Source organism: Oenococcus oeni DSM 20252 = AWRIB129, assembly GCF_000372485.1.
In the GTDB taxonomy this organism is placed as follows: Bacteria; Bacillota; Bacilli; order Lactobacillales; family Lactobacillaceae; genus Oenococcus; species Oenococcus oeni.
Genome location: NZ_AQVA01000017.1, coordinates 1 through 16,360 on the forward strand (window position 1 = coordinate 1; position 16,360 = coordinate 16,360).

The window sequence follows — 16,360 nt, forward strand, 5'->3', positions numbered from 1 at the left end:
GTCTTGTGCGAAGAAGACTGGAAAGGCCATTAAGTTCTGGAACTGAGGCATTGGGTGTTCTAGGGTGACAACCAAAGTTGTTTTGTTCTTTGCTTTGATTCCCAAAGAACTCAAGTCCTTATTCTTGCCGGAATTAATNGCNTCNGCNTTTTTAATTCCNGANTANATNTAAGCATACTGACTTGCCGTCTTTGGATTAACCGTTCTTTGCCAGGCATACACGAAATCCGATGCAGTTAGTGGATCTCCGTTTGACCATTTCAAGCCCTTGCGCAAATGGAAAGTCCAAGTTAAACCATCTTTGGAATGTGACCAGCTTTTAGCGAGACCGGCTTTCGGTGCGCCGCTGGATGTCCGGGAAAGTAGTCCCTGTTGGACATTGGCTGCAACTTCAAATGCATAGCTATCAGTCATCTGTGACAAATCCTGAGTTGTCATATCAACCGGTAAATACTCATTCAAAACATTGGAAGTGGTCGACTTCTTGCCTAAAGTTGCATATCCCGCAACTCCGCCAATAACAATCACGGCCGCTAAAGCGGTAATACCGACTTTTTTGCCCGTTGACATCTTTTTCTTTCTTGCCATTAGTAAATTATCCTCCCGTCTCATTAATTAATTAAATGAGAATAAAACTGAATTATTATATGCGCTAATCTTTTCGGAAATCAAGCAAGATGTTAGTTTTTTTGACAACAATCTTCGGATTTTCCGATCAATTTCTCAATCTATTTCTTTGAAATATAGGCATGCATGTAATAACTGCCCGCGCCAGAAGAGAAATTGAGGATGCCTTTGACTTTCGGATTCGTCAGAACCGGTGAGTTAACCCAATAAACAGGATTAACAGCGGAATTCTGATAGAGAATCTTTTCTGCCCTAACTTCATCGGCAATTCTCGCCTTGCTATTCAAAGCGTCTTTGCTCTCTGCAGCATTAATTGCTTGGTCATATTCTTTACTAACCCATTTGCCGTCATTATTAGGCGAATCAGAAGTGAACAAACCGAGAAAAGTAGTAGCTTCGGCGTAATCAGCAATCCAATCAGTCAATATAACTTGAAAATTGCCATTAGCCGCATCTTGCAAACGTTGTTTAAAGGGAACAAATTTCTCTTTTACTGTTAAACCGGGTAATTGTTCCCAAGTTTGCTGAATTGTATCCAAAGTAGATTTCGAAGTAGTTGAATCCGAGGTGCCTTCAACCGTCAAAGTCATTTTCTTCAAGCCGGCTTCTTTCATGCCTTCGGCAAACAGTTTCTTCGCTTTTTTAATGTTGTAGGCATAAGCGGTTGCTTTGGCTGCGGCTTTGGCAAAGTCGCCACCAGTTGAAGTAAGTGCCAAACCGGCTGGAGTAATCCCAGTAGCCGCTGAATCAAGACCTTCGGAAACTGACTTTGCAATTCCTTTACGATCAGTTGCCAAGTTTAAAGCCTCACGAATCTTAGCATTGGTTAGGCCTTTGACCTTGCCAGTCTGGTTGTATTCCATGTATAAGGTTTCCGACGAGTTGTAAATTTTCAAATCTTTAGAACTCTTATATTTTTTGATTTGTTCAGGAGTGGTTAAAGAAACCGAATCCAATTGATCCTTTTTATACGTTGCCAGGGTAGCAGTTGGATCGGTAATAACCTGAAAATCGACACCCTTGTTTTTGACTGCCTTAGCATTCCAATAGTTCTTGTTTGGAACCAATTTGAACTTTTTGTTGGAACCATTCCAACCAACAAATTTGTAGGGACCATCGTAAACCTGTTTGGAAGAACTCGTGCCAACTTTCTTACCGAGACCCTTCTCAAATTTTTCATCTTGAGCGAAGAAAACTGGAAAAGCCATTAAATTTTCAAATTGAGGCATTGGATGCGACAATGTCACCACAAGAGTGTTTTCCCCTTTTGCTTTGATTCCCAAAGAACTTAAGTCCTTATCCTTGCCGGAATTAATTGCGTCGGCATTTTTAATTCCAGAGTAGATGTAAGCGTACTGACTTGCGGTCTTTGGGTTAACTGTTCTTTGCCAGGCATAAACAAAATCAGAAGCCGTTAGTTTATCGCCATTCGACCACTTCAATCCTTTACGCAAATGAAAAGTCCAAGTCAATCCATCTTTGGAATGTGACCAACTTTTAGCAAGACCAGCTTTTGGCGAACCATTGCTCTTTCGAGAAAGCAATCCTTCCTGAGAATTGGCTGCAACCAAAAATGCATAACTGTCCGTCATCTGTGACAAATCCTGAGTCGTCATATCTTCCCCAAGATATTCATTCAACACATTTGTATTAGATGAACTGTTCTTGAGCAGCGCACTAGATCCAAAAATGCCACCGACAACTATCACAAGCGCTAAAGCCGCGATAGCAACTTTTTTGCTAGTAGACATTTTTTTCTTTCTTGCCATTAATAAAACTCCTTCTCCTTCCTTTTCACCAAATAATTAAATGAAAATAAAATTGCGTTATTATATGCTCTATTTGACTTTAAAATCAAGCTATATGTTAGCTTTATTGACAAGAATATTCGGATTTTAGACTTAAAAATGAAATAAAAAAGCCGGTATAATCGGCTTTTTTGTAGTTCTAAGCACTTTTATTACAATTTTAAATAAAAAATATAATCATTTTAAAAAATAAAAAAATAACAATTTTATTTGTAATATTTTAAAAAATTATTTGACAACTATATTAATAATTTTCCCAGGAATTGCAATGATTTTAACAATGTTTTTATCGGCAACTTGTTTTTTAACATCTGGATTATCTGTTGCCATTTTTGCCAACTCATCACGAGAGATATCAACAGGTGTATTGATCTTTGCCCTAACTTTCCCATTGATCTGAACAGCCATTTCAATCTGTTTTTCAATAATTTGACTTTCATCGTAAGTTGGCCAGGTAGCATAAGCAATTGTTTCCTGGTGACCCATTCGCTGCCAAAGTTCTTCGGTTATATGCGGAGCAACCGGATTAAGCAGTTGCAAAAAGGCATTCATATATTTTTTTGGTAGTTTTTCAGCCTTAAAAGTTTCATTGATGAAAACCATCATCTGCGAAATAGCTGTATTAAAGCGCATTGCTGCATAATCCTCGGTTACCTTTTTAACAGTTTGATTGAAAATTTTGTCAAGCTTATGATCGTTCTCGCTAACAATTATCGGATTAATACCATCACCGTCACTGGTGAAGATTCGCCATACACGGTCCAAATAACGCCTTATACCAGCTAAACTTTCGGTACTCCAAGGTTTTGACTGGGTTAGAGGTCCCATAAACATTTCATAAACACGCAAAGCATCAGCACCATAAGAGTCGACTATTTCATCTGGATTAACGACATTGCCCTTTGATTTAGACATTTTTTCATGGTTGGTTCCGAGAATCATCCCCTGATTAACAAGCTTTTGAAAAGGCTCTTTAGTCGGTACAATACCTAGATCATATAAGAATTTATGCCAAAAACGAGCATAAAGCAGATGCAAAACGGCGTGTTCCGCTCCGCCAACATATAGATCGACATTCATCCAATACTTTAATTTTTCTGGATCGGCGAGAACTTTATCATTATGTGGATCGATATATCTTAAGAAATACCAGGAAGAACCGGCCCACTGGGGCATTGTATTTGTCTCACGACGACCCTTTACTCCATCTTGGCGAGTAACTTCCAGCCAGCTCTTAGCATTAGCCAGCGGTGATTCGCCGGTACCGGATGGTTTCATTTGATCTTGGTTTAAATGTGGCAGCCGTAAGGGCAGCTCGCTTTCCGGAACCAGTGTTTGCTTGCCATCTTCCCAATGGATAACAGGAATTGGTTCGCCCCAGTAACGTTGACGGGAAAATATCCAGTCGCGAAGTTTGTAATTAACCTGTTTATGGCCGGCATCGTGTTCTTCTAGCCAATCAATAATCTTTTCAATCGCTTGTTTTTTATCCAAGACATCCAAAAAAGCGGAATTTATATGAGTACCGTCGCCAGTAAAGGCTTCTTTGGAAATGTCGCCACCCTTGATCACCTGCCTAATCGGTAAATCAAATTTTTTAGCAAATTCATAATCACGCGTATCATGAGCTGGAACAGCCATTATCGCCCCGGTCCCATAACTTGATAGGACATAATCAGCAATCCAAATCGGTATTTTTTCCCCATTAACCGGATTAATTCCATAGGCGCCGGTAAAGGCGCCGGTTTTTTCCCGATTAAGATCAGTTCGCTCCAAATCGGATTTGGAAGCAATTTTAGCTTTATAAGCGTCAACATCCGCCCTGCATTCGCTAGTTGTAATCTTGTCAACTAAATCGTGTTCAGGCGCCAAAACCATATAAGAGGCTCCAAATAAGGTATCTGGGCGAGTAGTATAGACCTCTACTTGATAATCACTTTTTCCATCAACTTTAAAAAATACCGCTGCACCGGTTGATTTTCCTATCCAATTCCGCTGCTGCTCTTTAATTGCTTCCGGCCAATCAAGATCATCCAAATCGGAAAGCAGACGCTCGGCATATTTAGTAATTCTTAAAACCCACTGTTTCATCGGAACACGATATACCGGATAACTGCCACGTTCGGTTTTGCCGTCAATAACTTCTTCATTGGCGACAACTATTCCACCACCAGGGAAATCAGGCGCCCAATTGACCATAATTTCATCTTCGTAAGCAAGGCCTTTTTTATAAAGTTGTTCGAAAATCCACTGAGTCCATTTGTAATATTCTGGATCGGTCGTATTTATTTCCCGGTCCCAGTCATAAGAAAAACCAAGTGATTTAACCTGCTTTTTAAAATGCTTAATATTTTCATTTGTAAAATCAGCCGGATTGTGGCCGGTTTTAATCGCGTATTGTTCGGCAGGAAGGCCAAAGGCATCCCAACCCATAGGCTGTAAAACATTGAAACCACGCATCCGGTTAAAACGAGCCATAATATCGGTGGCTGTGTAGGATTCAGGATGGCCAACATGTAGACCTTGTCCCGATGGGTAGGGAAACATATTCATGACGTAATATTTTGGTTTTCCGGAAGTTTCCGGAGCCGTTTTGAATGTTTTGTGTTCATCCCAATAGGTTTGCCATCTTTTTTCAATTGCTTTGTGATCGTAACTCATAAAATCTCCCATTTTATTTCTAAGTTGATGGACAAAAAAATCCGCCTGTAAAAACAACAGGACGGATTTCCGCGGTACCACCTGAATTCGCTAAAGCGCACTCAATATAGATTAATTAATTAAAATTATCAGCCGAGTTCGAATCAAGATTTTGCAAACTCGCATCAAACGTTTGCTTTCTGTAAAAACCTTATATCTACTACTACTAATTGTGTTTATTATAACTTAATTTGCCAAAAGAGCTTTAATTTTTTCAACTTGATCGAGCTTCTCCCAAGGAAGATCCAAATCGGACCTGCCAAAATGACCAAAAGCAGCTGTTTGCAAGTAAATAGGACGCCGTAAATCAAGCTGATTAATAATTGATAAAGGCCGAAAATCAAAAACCTGATCGACAATAGAATAAATTTTATCAATTGATACTTTCTCTGTTCCGAAAGTATCTAAATCAATCGAAACCGGCCGAGCGACACCGATTGCATAGCCTACCTGAATTTCCAGTTTATCGGCTAAACCGGCTGCCACCAGGTTCTTAGCAACGTAACGCGCGTAATAGGCACCTGAGCGGTCGACCTTTGTAGCATCTTTACCGGAAAAAGCTCCGCCGCCATGATGGGCAGCACCACCGTATGTATCAACAATTATTTTTCTGCCGGTTAAACCAGAATCGGCTTGTGGACCGCCCAAGGACCATAATCCAGACGGATTAATGAAAAATTTTGTATTTTCATCGACCAATTCTGTCGGCAATACAGGAGCAATAATATCTTCGCTGATGCGGGCCCGCAAATCTTCCAATTCGATTCCTTCGATGTGCTGTGCAGAAAGAACAACTGCCGAAATACGTTTTGGACGATTATCGTCCCCATATTCAACAGAAACCTCTCCTTTTCCATCGGGACGCAAGTAGCTGTTCGAGTCACCCGCCTCACGGACGGTTTTAAGCTGTTTCATCAACTTGTGAGAAAGCTGCAGCGCCAAGGGAATATAGTCGCTGGTCTCGTTATTTGCATAACCATAGATAATTCCCTGATCACCAGCTCCGATTTGATCAGGGTCGTCTTCTGCTTGGTCGACAGCACTTGAAATCTCTGCTGACTGCTCGACAATTTTATTAGAAACATTTACAGAATCATAGGTAAAACCCAATTTTGGTTCAATGTAACCGATTTTTTTAATTGTATCAGTGGCAACATCCCTAACGTTGACATAAGCTTTCGTTGATAATTCACCAAAGATAGAAACATCTCCGGTCGAGACGGTAACTTCAATCGCACTTCTCGCTAGAGGGTCCTGTTTTAGAACCTCATCTAAAATGGCGTCCGCAATCTGATCAGCAATTTTGTCTGGATGACCAATCGCGACCGACTCACTCGTAAAAAACTTTTTCATAAATCAAAATTCACTTTCTAACAAAAACAGGCCGATAGGAGTCTGTTTAGACTTAGACCCATCGCTTACCACTGGGGCACCTTGCAAAAAAGCAGGTTGCCGGTAGCTCATCGGGTGGTATCCCTCACTACGCTCTGAATAGGTTTTAACTGCAATTGTTAATTAAATTGTAGCGAATCTATTTTATAATTGCAGAATATGAATGATATTCCTGTAAAAAAGACAAGCGATCGATCTTTTTTGATAGTTTCAATTTCCCTAACAACCGCTATTTTCAACTTCATTTGGTGGCTTTATTTAAATATCAATGGCAATCTAGAAAATTTATTTAGTCAAGGACAACAAAGCGAATTAAGTTTGTTATATACAATAAGCCTATCAGTAAGCATTTTTATCGGATTAAACAAAATTATTTCAACTCATTGGCAATTAATTCCAATTTCCGTCGCTTTAGCTGTCGCCTACTACATTGGCAACCAGCAAAATTGGAAGATCATGCTTTTGTTGTTATTATTTCCGGTTTTTTTAATTCTACTGCCCTTGAAAAAATTACATTTAATATCTATTTACGGCCTGCTGGATATTAGTTTTATGGCTGGNTTTGTTCTGCCATCAGTACTTCTCTACCTACAAAAAGGTCGGCTGACAAAGGATTTTCTGAACAGCCTGCTTTTGTTGACCTTGACATTCACTTTTTTTCTGGCCGGAATTTTTATTTCATCAAAAATCCAAAAATTCTTGATCAGTTTGGTCAGTGGCACTGCCTTAATAGTCATTTGCTCTATAAACGACCACAATCTTTGGTTTTTTGGGAACATTATTCTAATCGTATTAACCTGGTTATTTTTAAATAAATTGACTCTTCGCCAAAAATATCGATTACCTTTTTTCTCGTTGATAATGTTGTTCTCAATTTGCCTGGCAATGTTTCAAATAAATGCTTAACTAATTTTCCTTTAATAAACTATCAATCACGTCCAAAACACCATCATGGTTATTATCAAGTCTGGTTTTTAATTTTATTTTTGTTTGCATTGAAATATCCGAATTGATCATCAAATAACTTTTCGGATATTTTTTTAACATTTCCAAATCGTTCTCATTATCACCAAATGTAACAATTTGTTGGTCGGTTGCCATCCAACGCTTTTGAAGAAACTTTAAGCCGGTTGCTTTATTGGTATCAGCCGCCAAGACGTCGACATTGCCAAAACCAGAACCAGTAGAATGGACTTCGTCTCCAAAAACCCGCCGCAAACGGTCGACCTGCTTGGCGACATCGACATTTTTCCAAAGAAAAGTAACTTCAAGAATTTTTTCTTTGCTTTCCATTAATTTATCAATCTGTTCGATGTCGTGATACCATTCAGAAATTTCTTTTATTAATTCTGGCGTTGCATGATTAGAAACATAAGATTTCTTCAGTCCGGTCAAGATAACGAAATTATTATCGGAGTCAGGATTCTCAGCATTCCAATCAATCACTTTTTGAATCTGTTGATCGGAAAGAAAAGCCGCATGCACCAATTTATCATAATCATAGGAAGCGGCGCCATTTGAAGCAACATAGCTAATTTTTAGGCCTTTTTTTAAAACAGGCGCAAAAATCTTTTTCAAATGTGAAATTTTATTTCCGGAAGCAGCTACGAATTTTATATTGCGATGGTTCATTTCTGCTAACTGCTCGGAAAAACGATCGACATTATAGCTTTTGTCGTCACGTAGAAAAGTGCCATCCATATCACTTGCAATTACTTTTAGATCCATGTCAGCCCTCCAGAAAATTACCTCGAACAATTTTAACATACGTCTAAATAAAGACTTAAGACGAATAGAAAGCGATTAACTCCCACACAAGAAATTAAAATAGTTTAATTAAGACAATTCCGATAACCATTAAAATAATTCCAAGAACCTGAAGAGGAACGATCGGATTCCGTTTAGCAGCAAACCAACCAAACTGATCAACCAGCATACTGCCGGTAATCTGGCCAAGCAGGACAATAACGACCGTAAAACCAGTGCCGATCAATGGAACCAAGTATGCGTTTCCGAGAACAAAAAGTGCACCAATTAAACCACCAATCCAGATCCACCAAGGGAATTTTCGATTAAAAGCCGGTGCAAAATGATAACCATGTTCAACAACCGCGACAATTATCCAAAGAGCAATCGATCCAATCAAAAAAGAAACAAAAGCAGCTTTAACCGCTGAATTCAAGACAGTTCCCAAATGACCATTAATAGCCGTTTGCGATGCACTGAACATCCCGGTAACAATGCCGCCTATTCTCCAAAACCATTGAGAATTTCGGTTGGAATTCTGCAAAAGAGAATTATCAGAAATTATTTCTTTACGGGCGGAAAATAACTTTTGAGCAGAGATAGCCAAAAAAACGCCAAGTAAAACCAAAAGAGCTCCTAAAATACGAATTATATTGAGAGCGTGGGTTGGTGAATAGAACCAACCAAAATTATCAATCAACATGCTCATAATAATTTGACCGACAATTGGCATAATAACAGTCTGAACCCCACCAAGGTGCGGAAAAAGAAGGATATTTCCAGTCAGATAAATAACGCCAAGTAAACCGCCAACCCAAATCCACCAAGGCTGATTTTTAATCAGATCAACACCAATTTCCAGCGAATGAGTAATTAATAAGGCAACAAGTGCCAAGAAAATAGTCCCAATCGTAAATGAAGTCATCGATGAAAGCAACGGTGAAGAAAAAGCGTTACGCAAACGGGAATTAATCGCCGTTTGCATTGGCAGGCCGATCCCAATAGACAAACCAATAATAACTGCAAACAATTTATGTACTCCTAATCTTTAATGCTTACTTTTCAAAAGGGAAAGCTTCTGTCATTCTAGCATTGATTAAAAAGACGGTGCATATCTTAACGAGAAAATATTAAAATAACCCGATGCCATAAAAGAATTTACGTCAATTGAAACTGCATGTGATGATATTTGTGTTCGGAAATCATAAGATCGCTGATTATCCTAAAACCAAAAGACCGATAAAGTTTTAGAGCCCTGGTATTTCTAAAATCGACATTTAATCCCAAAAGCAGTTCCCCTTCTTGAATCGCCGTTTTTCGTGCCGCTTTTAAAAGTTCTGTTCCGATTCCCAAACCGCGAAAATCTTCAGCAACGGAAATAGAATCGATATACCATTCATTATCAAAACTTTCTCGGTCGGGGAAAACTATTCTATTTTGTTTATACTTCTTAGCAAGAATTTTTTGTAAAGTATGATCAAAAGTAAACTCGTCTTTTCCCGGATAACCAAAAAGAACTCCAACGACTTTTTGATTATCGCGAGCAACCAGAGCTTTTGAAAAATGATAGCGGGTGTGGCGATCCTCTTGGGAGGCCAAATAATAAGCCTCAAGCAGTTGGAATTCATCTAATAACTTAATTTCCATATCATGAAATATCCGTCCCTCCAAATTAAGTATTTTTAGCTGGTCAGTTTGATTAGCTTTTTCAATTAGCAAAGATTATTTCCTCTTTTTAGACAATTATTGGAAATTGTCAAATTATTTTTTACTTATTTTTAAATATAATATTAACAAAGGCCCCGAAACAGATGATTTGGTCAAAATAAAAACGCCTTTGGGGTGGCGTTTTTTGGGATTAATTATTATGAAGAGAGTTTTTAATTTATTTGGAAGGGATATTTTATTATTGGAGAGTTGTTCGTCGGGATTTGTTTTTAACAACTTGTCCTTTGGAACAGTTTTAATTATTCAATTGACAGATTAAAAGAAAATAAAAGAGAGATAAAACGAAGATAAAGTTAATTTATGTATAAAAAGAAAAAGAAAGAGGATTTTTTAGGATAATAAAAGATATGTATGATGGAAAACCTTTTTTGCAATTGTTTTTGCTTATCAAGAAAGGATTAATCGCAACAATTGCAATGATAATTACGATGGTCTTGATGCTTGACGACATTGAAAACTACCCCATTTCGAAAATGGATGGAAATATGTTGATGATATCGATATACGGATCGATTACGGTTGCTTTACTGAATGTTTTTCAAGCAATTTGTTTATTTGTTTATTTAAATAATACTTTTCGATCGATTTACGTGATAAGCAGTTACATAAGTAACACTATATTGGTAATTATTTGTACAAGTCGCGTTAATGATTATTCATTTATGTATCTGGGCATTTTTTCCGGCCTGTTGGGAATATTTTTACTAACTTATCAAATATGGTGTGGACGCCGCTATCATCTTGTCAATCATCCTTAAAATTTTGGCCAAAAATACTGAACCACATTCGTACGATAAGATACTTTTTAAAAAGAGAGTTTAATTATGATACATAAAACAAAGGCATTTCGAATATCAATCCTGGCACTCTTTATTGCATTTATCATTATTCAGAATTTTGTGCCCCTACTCGGCTACATACCGGTCGGTCCCTTAAGCTTAACGACTATTCAGATTACAGTTATCATAGCTGCAGTCGTCTTCGGACCGGTCGATGGAGGAATAGTCGGCGCGGTCTGGGGAATTCTTTCCTGCATCAAAGCTTTTACCGCACCATCCAGTCCAGTTGAACCTTTGATCTTTACAAACCCTTTAATAGCAATTATTCCGAGAATTATAGTCGGAATAATTGCCGGCTATTTGTTTATCGTTTTAAATAAATTAAAATTAAAAAAACGATTGCCATGTTTCTCTCGGGATTGATTGGAGCACTCACGAATACCATATTAGTTCTTGGATTAATTTACATTTTTTACCGTACTCCTGCAGTTGCACACGCCTACGGTGTTTCGGACCCAAAATATTTAGGCGGCCTTTTATTGTTGGTCATTGCTACAAACGGTATCCCAGAAGCGATTTTATCTTCGATTATTACACCGATTATTTCTCTTCCTTTGGAACGCTACCTCAATAAAGACGAATAAACAAATTTCAAAAAATTTAATCTTAGTGGAGGATTTTTTGTCAAATAAAGCTCTTGAAATAAAAAACTTATCTTTTAAATACCGCCATAATTCAAAGGAAACGTTAAAAAAGATTAATTTGTCCGTTGAAAAAGGAAAATGGCTCTCGATTCTTAGCCGTAACGGAAGTGGCAAAACGACTTTAATTAAATTAGCTGCAGGTCTCTTGGAGAATAGTTCCAAAGGTTCAATTAAAATATTCGATCAAGAAGTAAACCAAGAAAACTTCGCTTCGATCAAAGAACATATTGGAATGGTTTTCCAAAATCCGGACAATCAATTTGTCGGTCCGACAGTTCAAGACGATGTGGCTTTTGGCCTAGAAAATAAATCCATTGAACGAAATGAAATGATTGAAAGAGTCGATTCGGCATTAAAAGACGTTGAAATGATTGAATTCGCTAATCGCGAACCGAATAGCTTATCAGGAGGACAAAAACAACGCGTTGCTCTTGCAAGTGTACTTGCATTGCAACCGGACATCATTATTTTGGATGAAGCAACAAGTATGCTCGACCCAAAAGGCCGAAAAAGTCTACTAAAATTGGTTCAAAAATTACGTTCTCAATACAAAATTACCGTGATAGCAATCACTCACGACATTCAAGAAATCGAACAGTCGGATCAAGTCATAATAATAGACGGCGGCAAAAAGAAATTGGAGGGAAAACCTGCGAAAATTCTGATCGAAGATGAAAAACTCGAGTCTTTTGGACTTGAAGTCCCTTTTACAAAGAGGGTCAGAAAAAGACTTTTCGAATTAGGAATAATTTTGCCAAACGATTATGAATCAAAGGAAATGGTAGCCAATAAAATATGGAAATATTATTCAAAAATGTAGATTATATTTACCAGCCGAACTCACCTTTTCAATTCAAGGCACTGACAGATGTCAATTTAAAAATCGAGAGTGGCTCTTTTACGGCTATAATCGGAAAAACCGGTAGCGGAAAATCAACTTTGATACGACATTTAAATGGTTTATTAAAACCAAGTTCCGGCGAAGTAAAAATTGGCAACCTTACAATCACTTCGTCAATCAAAGAAAGTCAGTTAAGTGATCTGAGAAGAAAAGTCGGAATGCTTTTTCAATTTCCCGAGCAACAATTATTCGCTGATACAGTTGAACACGATATTGAGTTTGGACCAATAAATTTTGGAACAACTAAAGAAAAAGCAAAAAAAATTGCTAGAGAAAGCTTGAAAAAAGTTGGCTTAAATGACGAATTCTTAAATCGTTCACCTCTAGAATTATCCGGCGGGCAGATGCGCAGAGTCGCTTTAGCTGGCGTCTTGGCAGTTAAACCGGATATCTTAGTACTTGATGAACCGACTGCCGGCTTGGATTTCATCGGAAAAAAAGAAATAATGAAACTAATCAAAAAACTTCAATTAGAAGAGCACACAACGATTATTTTAGTTAGCAATTCAATGGAGGACGTTGCCGATTACGCAGAAGAGGTCATTCTTCTAAGCAAAGGAAAAGTAATCAAACAGGCTTCTCCAAACAAAATTTTCTCGAATAAAGAAATAACCAGTGCTTTAGGAATTGAGACTCCGCAAACAACGGTTCTTGCGGAATTTTTACTTGAGAGAGGTGTAGATTTCAAAGGTTCTTTGCCGATTAATGAAAAGAGTTTCAATAATTTCCTTAAAAAAATTTTTGAGGAAAAGAAAAAAACGAGAATTTTATAAATATGATATTTGGAAGATATGTGTCCGGCGACTCATTTATACATAAACTCGATCCAAGAGATAAACTGATTTCTGCGACTTTAATAATAATTATTAGTTTTTTGGCAAACGAACCTTTGTCCGCTTTGATTCTCGGATTGATATGCTTGCTGATTTTATTGGTATCTAAAATTAAACTACTCTTTTTCTTTCGCGGAATAAGATTTTTTTTAATCATGATTGCTTTCACGGCAATACTTCAATTGCTGTTTGCAAATAATGGCGAAGAGCTCTTTTCAGTTGGTCCAATTAGAATCACTTCCTTTGGAGCCAAAATCGCTTCATTGACTTTTTTTCGCTTTTCGCTGGCAATTATAATTGCAACACTTTTCACTCTCACAACTTCAATGATTCAAATTTCCGATGCAGTCGGATATTTAATTCGACCATTAAAAATATTTAAATTACCGGTTGACGACATCGTGCTGACTCTTTCAATAGCATTGAGATTTATTCCAACAATGCTTCAGGAAATTTCAACTATCAGTGATGCCCAAAAAGCACGTGGATCCTCGCTAAACAGCAGATCGATCGCTAAAAAAATCAAAGCAATTGTCCCAATTTTGATGCCGCTTTTTATCGCATCGGTTAGACGTGCAGAGGATTTGGCAACCGCCATGATCATGCGTGGATACAGCGATGGAAAAAATAGGACAAAATTTAGAATAATGAAATGGAAGAATAGAGATACCTTGATTATCCTGTTTCTCTTGTTTCTGTTAATTTTCTTCGGAATAACAAAAAAATAAGCCAATGGTTTGTTACAAGGAGATTGTGATTTATATATGTAATTATGGATATTTAATCAATGTTAAGATTATAGATCTTGTTTTTTTAAATCGACACTATAATTGTTTTCTACAGACTTTCGTAAAGGACAAGAAAAACAAAAATAATGGATTTAAAAAGCAAGCCTTTAACAAAAACAAGAATCAATCTCGGCGCAAAAACAAAGGGTGGAAAAAGAGAACTTAAAAAGGGTGGTTTCTTAAAAGTCTGGGGTCCCGGCTTAATTGTTATGCTAGCCGACACAGACGCCGGCTGTTTAATAACAGCAGCCCAATCGGGAGCACAATGGGGCTATACAATGGTGCTGCCCCAATTGCTTTTAATTCCAATTTTGTATATGGCCCAAGAAATGACGGTCCGTCTTGGAATCGTTACAGGAAAAGGTCATGGGGAACTGATTCGGGAAAATTTTGGTTTTGGTTGGGCTTGTTTATCAGCTGGTACTCTAGCGCTTTCGGTAGTCGGTGCCCTTTTAACCGAATTCGTCGGTGTGGCAGGCGTTGGTGAATTATTTGGTATATCGAAATGGATTACGATCCCGATAGCGACAATAATTCTTGTTGGAATCGCTTTTAGCGGAAGTTACAGAAGAGTTGAAAAAGTCGGTATCATCGTTGGCTTGGCAGAACTGGCCTTTGTTGTTGCAATGGTAATGGTTCATCCCCAGATGAACGAACTTTTGTCAGGTTTGACTTCAATTCCATTAGGAGAACCATCTTACATATATTTAGTTGCGGCAAATGTGGGCGAAGTGATCATACCCTGGATGATCTTTTATCAGCAGGGAGCAGTTGTTGATAAAGGTTTGAGCAAAAAGACAATAAAAAAGGAGCGCCATGATACAGCTGTCGGAACTTTAATCACTCAAGGAATCATGATTGTCGTCGTAGTCACTTTTGCGGCGACTATCGGTCGGCTGGGTAAGCATCCCTCACTTAACACAGTTGGAGAAATTGTTCATGCCCTGGTACCCTTCATCGGTTCCTGGCAGGCTAAAACTTTAATCGGTGCAAGTATGCTAGGCGGATCTTTGGTCGCAGCTCTCGTGGTCGCTTTAGCAGGTACTTGGGGAATAACCGAGGTTCTTGGATGGAAACACAGCCTTAACGAACATTTGAATAAGAAAAATTTTGGCTTCTATGCAATTTATGCTCTCGCTCACATAATCGGAGCAGTTTTGGTCCTAGCAAATGTCGGTCTTGTTTCTTTAGCAATAACTGTCGAAGTGATGAACGCTCTTTTATTACCAATTGTCCTTGGTCTTTTATTGGCATTAGAAGCAAAGGCACTTCCAGACAAATATCGTATGCACGGCTTTTACAAGTGGCTCGTTACGATTCTTTGCCTTTTAGTAATGATTTTTGGCTTATATATGATTGGCCCAGCAACCAATCTTTGGTAATAAAAACCCGGCATAAAAATGCTGGGTTTATTTTACTAGGATGTGTAAAAGTAAAAACGAATACTAATCAAACTCTTCGTAAGTATTAGGATCTTGTCCATCAACACGGCCATCAGAACGGTTCAAAGCATTGATTTGCTCTATTTCGGATGAGGTTAGAGAAAAATCAAAAATATCAATATTGCTGCGTTGATGAATTAGACTACTAGATTTCGGCAAGGGTATAATTCCCCGCTGGGTATGCCAACGAAGAATAATTTGGCCAGTATTTTTACCGTATTTATCAGCCAAATTTTTAATAATATCTTCTTTAAGAGCTGCACTGCCCCTTCCAAGTGGGCTCCAAGCTTCGCTGACAATGCCGCGTGATTTATTAGCAGCAAGCATATCTTCCTGAACCCAATAAGGATGAACTTCAATTTGATTGACAGCCGGAGTAACGCCGCTTTCATTGATAATACGGTCTAGATGTTCAGGAAGAAAATTAGAAACACCGATCGAACGGATCAAACCGAGTTTCTGGGCATCAACCAAAGCCTTCCAAGCTTTGACATAATGGTCCCGTTTCGGCAAGGGCCAATGAATTAGGTAAAGATCCAGATAATCTATTCCCATCCGAAAAATAGATTCCTGAATCATCATCAGAGCATCTTGATAATGATGATATTTTCCAGGTAGCTTAGAAGTAACTATAAATTCGGAACGAGGAATACCCGAACGACGAATGGCCTCGCCAACAGCTCCTTCGCTATCATAATTGGTCGATGTATCAATCAAACGATAGCCGTCTTCAATAGCAGACAAAATTTGATCGACCCCTTGGCCGCCTCTGACTAAATAAGTCCCCAAACCGATTGCCGGCAATGAATGGCCATCATTTAAAACAATATTTGGAACGGAACGCGATAATACCATATAAACTTTCTCCTCTCTTTTACAACTTTATAAACTAATTTTAATTCTTTGAATAAA

General features: G+C 38.1%; 13 protein-coding genes and 1 pseudogene. 6 read left to right on the forward strand and 8 right to left on the reverse strand.

Going from position 1 to position 16,360, the window contains the following annotated elements; all coding sequences use genetic code 11:
- The 7 genes from A3G9_RS0108845 to A3G9_RS0108880 form a co-directional block, all read right to left on the reverse strand.
- Positions 1 to 588 (reverse strand): ABC transporter substrate-binding protein (locus A3G9_RS0108845; RefSeq protein ID WP_018025310.1); only part of this gene is annotated, 588 nt, incomplete at its 3' end.
- Positions 589 to 728: 140 nt separating this feature from the next.
- On the reverse strand, positions 729 to 2,396 hold the full coding sequence (locus A3G9_RS0108850; protein WP_002820578.1) for a peptide ABC transporter substrate-binding protein: 1,668 nt from the start codon (positions 2,394 to 2,396) through the stop codon (positions 729 to 731).
- Positions 2,397 to 2,663: 267 nt separating this feature from the next.
- On the reverse strand, positions 2,664 to 5,096 hold the full coding sequence (gene leuS, locus A3G9_RS0108855) for a leucine--tRNA ligase (RefSeq protein WP_002818743.1): 2,433 nt from the start codon (positions 5,094 to 5,096) through the stop codon (positions 2,664 to 2,666).
- Between the two features lie 225 nt (positions 5,097 to 5,321).
- Positions 5,322 to 6,488, reverse strand: a complete 1,167-nt coding sequence (gene metK, locus A3G9_RS0108860; protein ID WP_002816583.1) for a methionine adenosyltransferase — start codon at positions 6,486 to 6,488, stop codon at positions 5,322 to 5,324.
- A gap of 945 nt (positions 6,489 to 7,433) precedes the next feature.
- The gene (locus A3G9_RS0108870; protein WP_002820930.1) at positions 7,434 to 8,255 is read right to left on the reverse strand and encodes an HAD-IIB family hydrolase; all 822 of its coding nucleotides are present in this window, start codon (positions 8,253 to 8,255) and stop codon (positions 7,434 to 7,436) included.
- A 94-nt stretch (positions 8,256 to 8,349) separates the two neighbouring features.
- Positions 8,350 to 9,303, reverse strand: coding sequence for a DMT family transporter (locus A3G9_RS0108875; protein WP_002818740.1), 954 nt, complete (start codon positions 9,301 to 9,303; stop codon positions 8,350 to 8,352).
- Positions 9,304 to 9,431: 128 nt separating this feature from the next.
- On the reverse strand, positions 9,432 to 9,992 hold the full coding sequence (locus tag A3G9_RS0108880) for a GNAT family N-acetyltransferase (protein WP_002816586.1): 561 nt from the start codon (positions 9,990 to 9,992) through the stop codon (positions 9,432 to 9,434).
- A gap of 356 nt (positions 9,993 to 10,348) precedes the next feature.
- On the opposite strand from A3G9_RS0108880, the gene A3G9_RS0108890 reads away from it, so the two are divergent.
- From A3G9_RS0108890 to A3G9_RS0108915, 6 genes and pseudogenes are all read left to right on the forward strand, one after another.
- On the forward strand, positions 10,349 to 10,759 hold the full coding sequence (locus A3G9_RS0108890) for a hypothetical protein (protein ID WP_002818735.1): 411 nt from the start codon (positions 10,349 to 10,351) through the stop codon (positions 10,757 to 10,759).
- A gap of 66 nt (positions 10,760 to 10,825) precedes the next feature.
- Positions 10,826 to 11,424, forward strand: a pseudogene (locus A3G9_RS01000000109700) (ECF transporter S component).
- Positions 11,425 to 11,461: 37 nt separating this feature from the next.
- Positions 11,462 to 12,304, forward strand: coding sequence for an energy-coupling factor transporter ATPase (locus A3G9_RS0108900; protein WP_002818729.1), 843 nt, complete (start codon positions 11,462 to 11,464; stop codon positions 12,302 to 12,304).
- Positions 12,280 to 13,158 carry an energy-coupling factor transporter ATPase gene (locus A3G9_RS0108905; protein WP_002820584.1) on the forward strand — a complete coding sequence of 293 codons (879 nt, stop codon included), beginning with the start codon at positions 12,280 to 12,282 and terminating at the stop codon, positions 13,156 to 13,158. Before A3G9_RS0108900 ends, A3G9_RS0108905 begins: the two co-directional genes overlap by 25 nt.
- A 20-nt stretch (positions 13,159 to 13,178) precedes the next feature.
- Positions 13,179 to 13,946 (forward strand): energy-coupling factor transporter transmembrane component T family protein, encoded by a 768-nt coding sequence (locus tag A3G9_RS0108910; protein ID WP_002818726.1) that lies wholly within the window; start codon positions 13,179 to 13,181, stop codon positions 13,944 to 13,946.
- A gap of 146 nt (positions 13,947 to 14,092) precedes the next feature.
- On the forward strand, positions 14,093 to 15,388 hold the full coding sequence (locus A3G9_RS0108915) for an NRAMP family divalent metal transporter (protein WP_002818725.1): 1,296 nt from the start codon (positions 14,093 to 14,095) through the stop codon (positions 15,386 to 15,388).
- 63 nt (positions 15,389 to 15,451) lie between these two features.
- Here A3G9_RS0108915 and A3G9_RS0108920 read toward each other — a convergent pair whose 3' ends face one another.
- A complete protein-coding gene (locus A3G9_RS0108920) occupies positions 15,452 to 16,303 on the reverse strand; it encodes an aldo/keto reductase (protein ID WP_002821174.1) in 852 nt (283 codons plus the stop codon).
- Positions 16,304 to 16,360: the final 57 nt, after the last annotated feature.

Bases quoted from the DNA above. Each gene is read 5' to 3' on its own strand.
- leuS (WP_002818743.1), bottom strand. From the start codon at position 5,096: ATGAGTTACGATCACAAAGCAATTGAAAAAAGATGGCAAACCTATTGG.
- A3G9_RS0108870 (WP_002820930.1), bottom strand. From the start codon at position 8,255: ATGGATCTAAAAGTAATTGCAAGTGATATGGATGGCACTTTTCTACGT.
- A3G9_RS0108850 (WP_002820578.1), bottom strand. From the start codon at position 2,396: ATGGCAAGAAAGAAAAAAATGTCTACTAGCAAAAAAGTTGCTATCGCG.
- A3G9_RS0108890 (WP_002818735.1), top strand. From the start codon at position 10,349: ATGTATGATGGAAAACCTTTTTTGCAATTGTTTTTGCTTATCAAGAAA.
- A3G9_RS0108915 (WP_002818725.1), top strand. From the start codon at position 14,093: ATGGATTTAAAAAGCAAGCCTTTAACAAAAACAAGAATCAATCTCGGC.
- metK (WP_002816583.1), bottom strand. From the start codon at position 6,488: ATGAAAAAGTTTTTTACGAGTGAGTCGGTCGCGATTGGTCATCCAGAC.
- A3G9_RS0108920 (WP_002821174.1), bottom strand. From the start codon at position 16,303: ATGGTATTATCGCGTTCCGTTCCAAATATTGTTTTAAATGATGGCCAT.
- A3G9_RS0108905 (WP_002820584.1), top strand. From the start codon at position 12,280: ATGGAAATATTATTCAAAAATGTAGATTATATTTACCAGCCGAACTCA.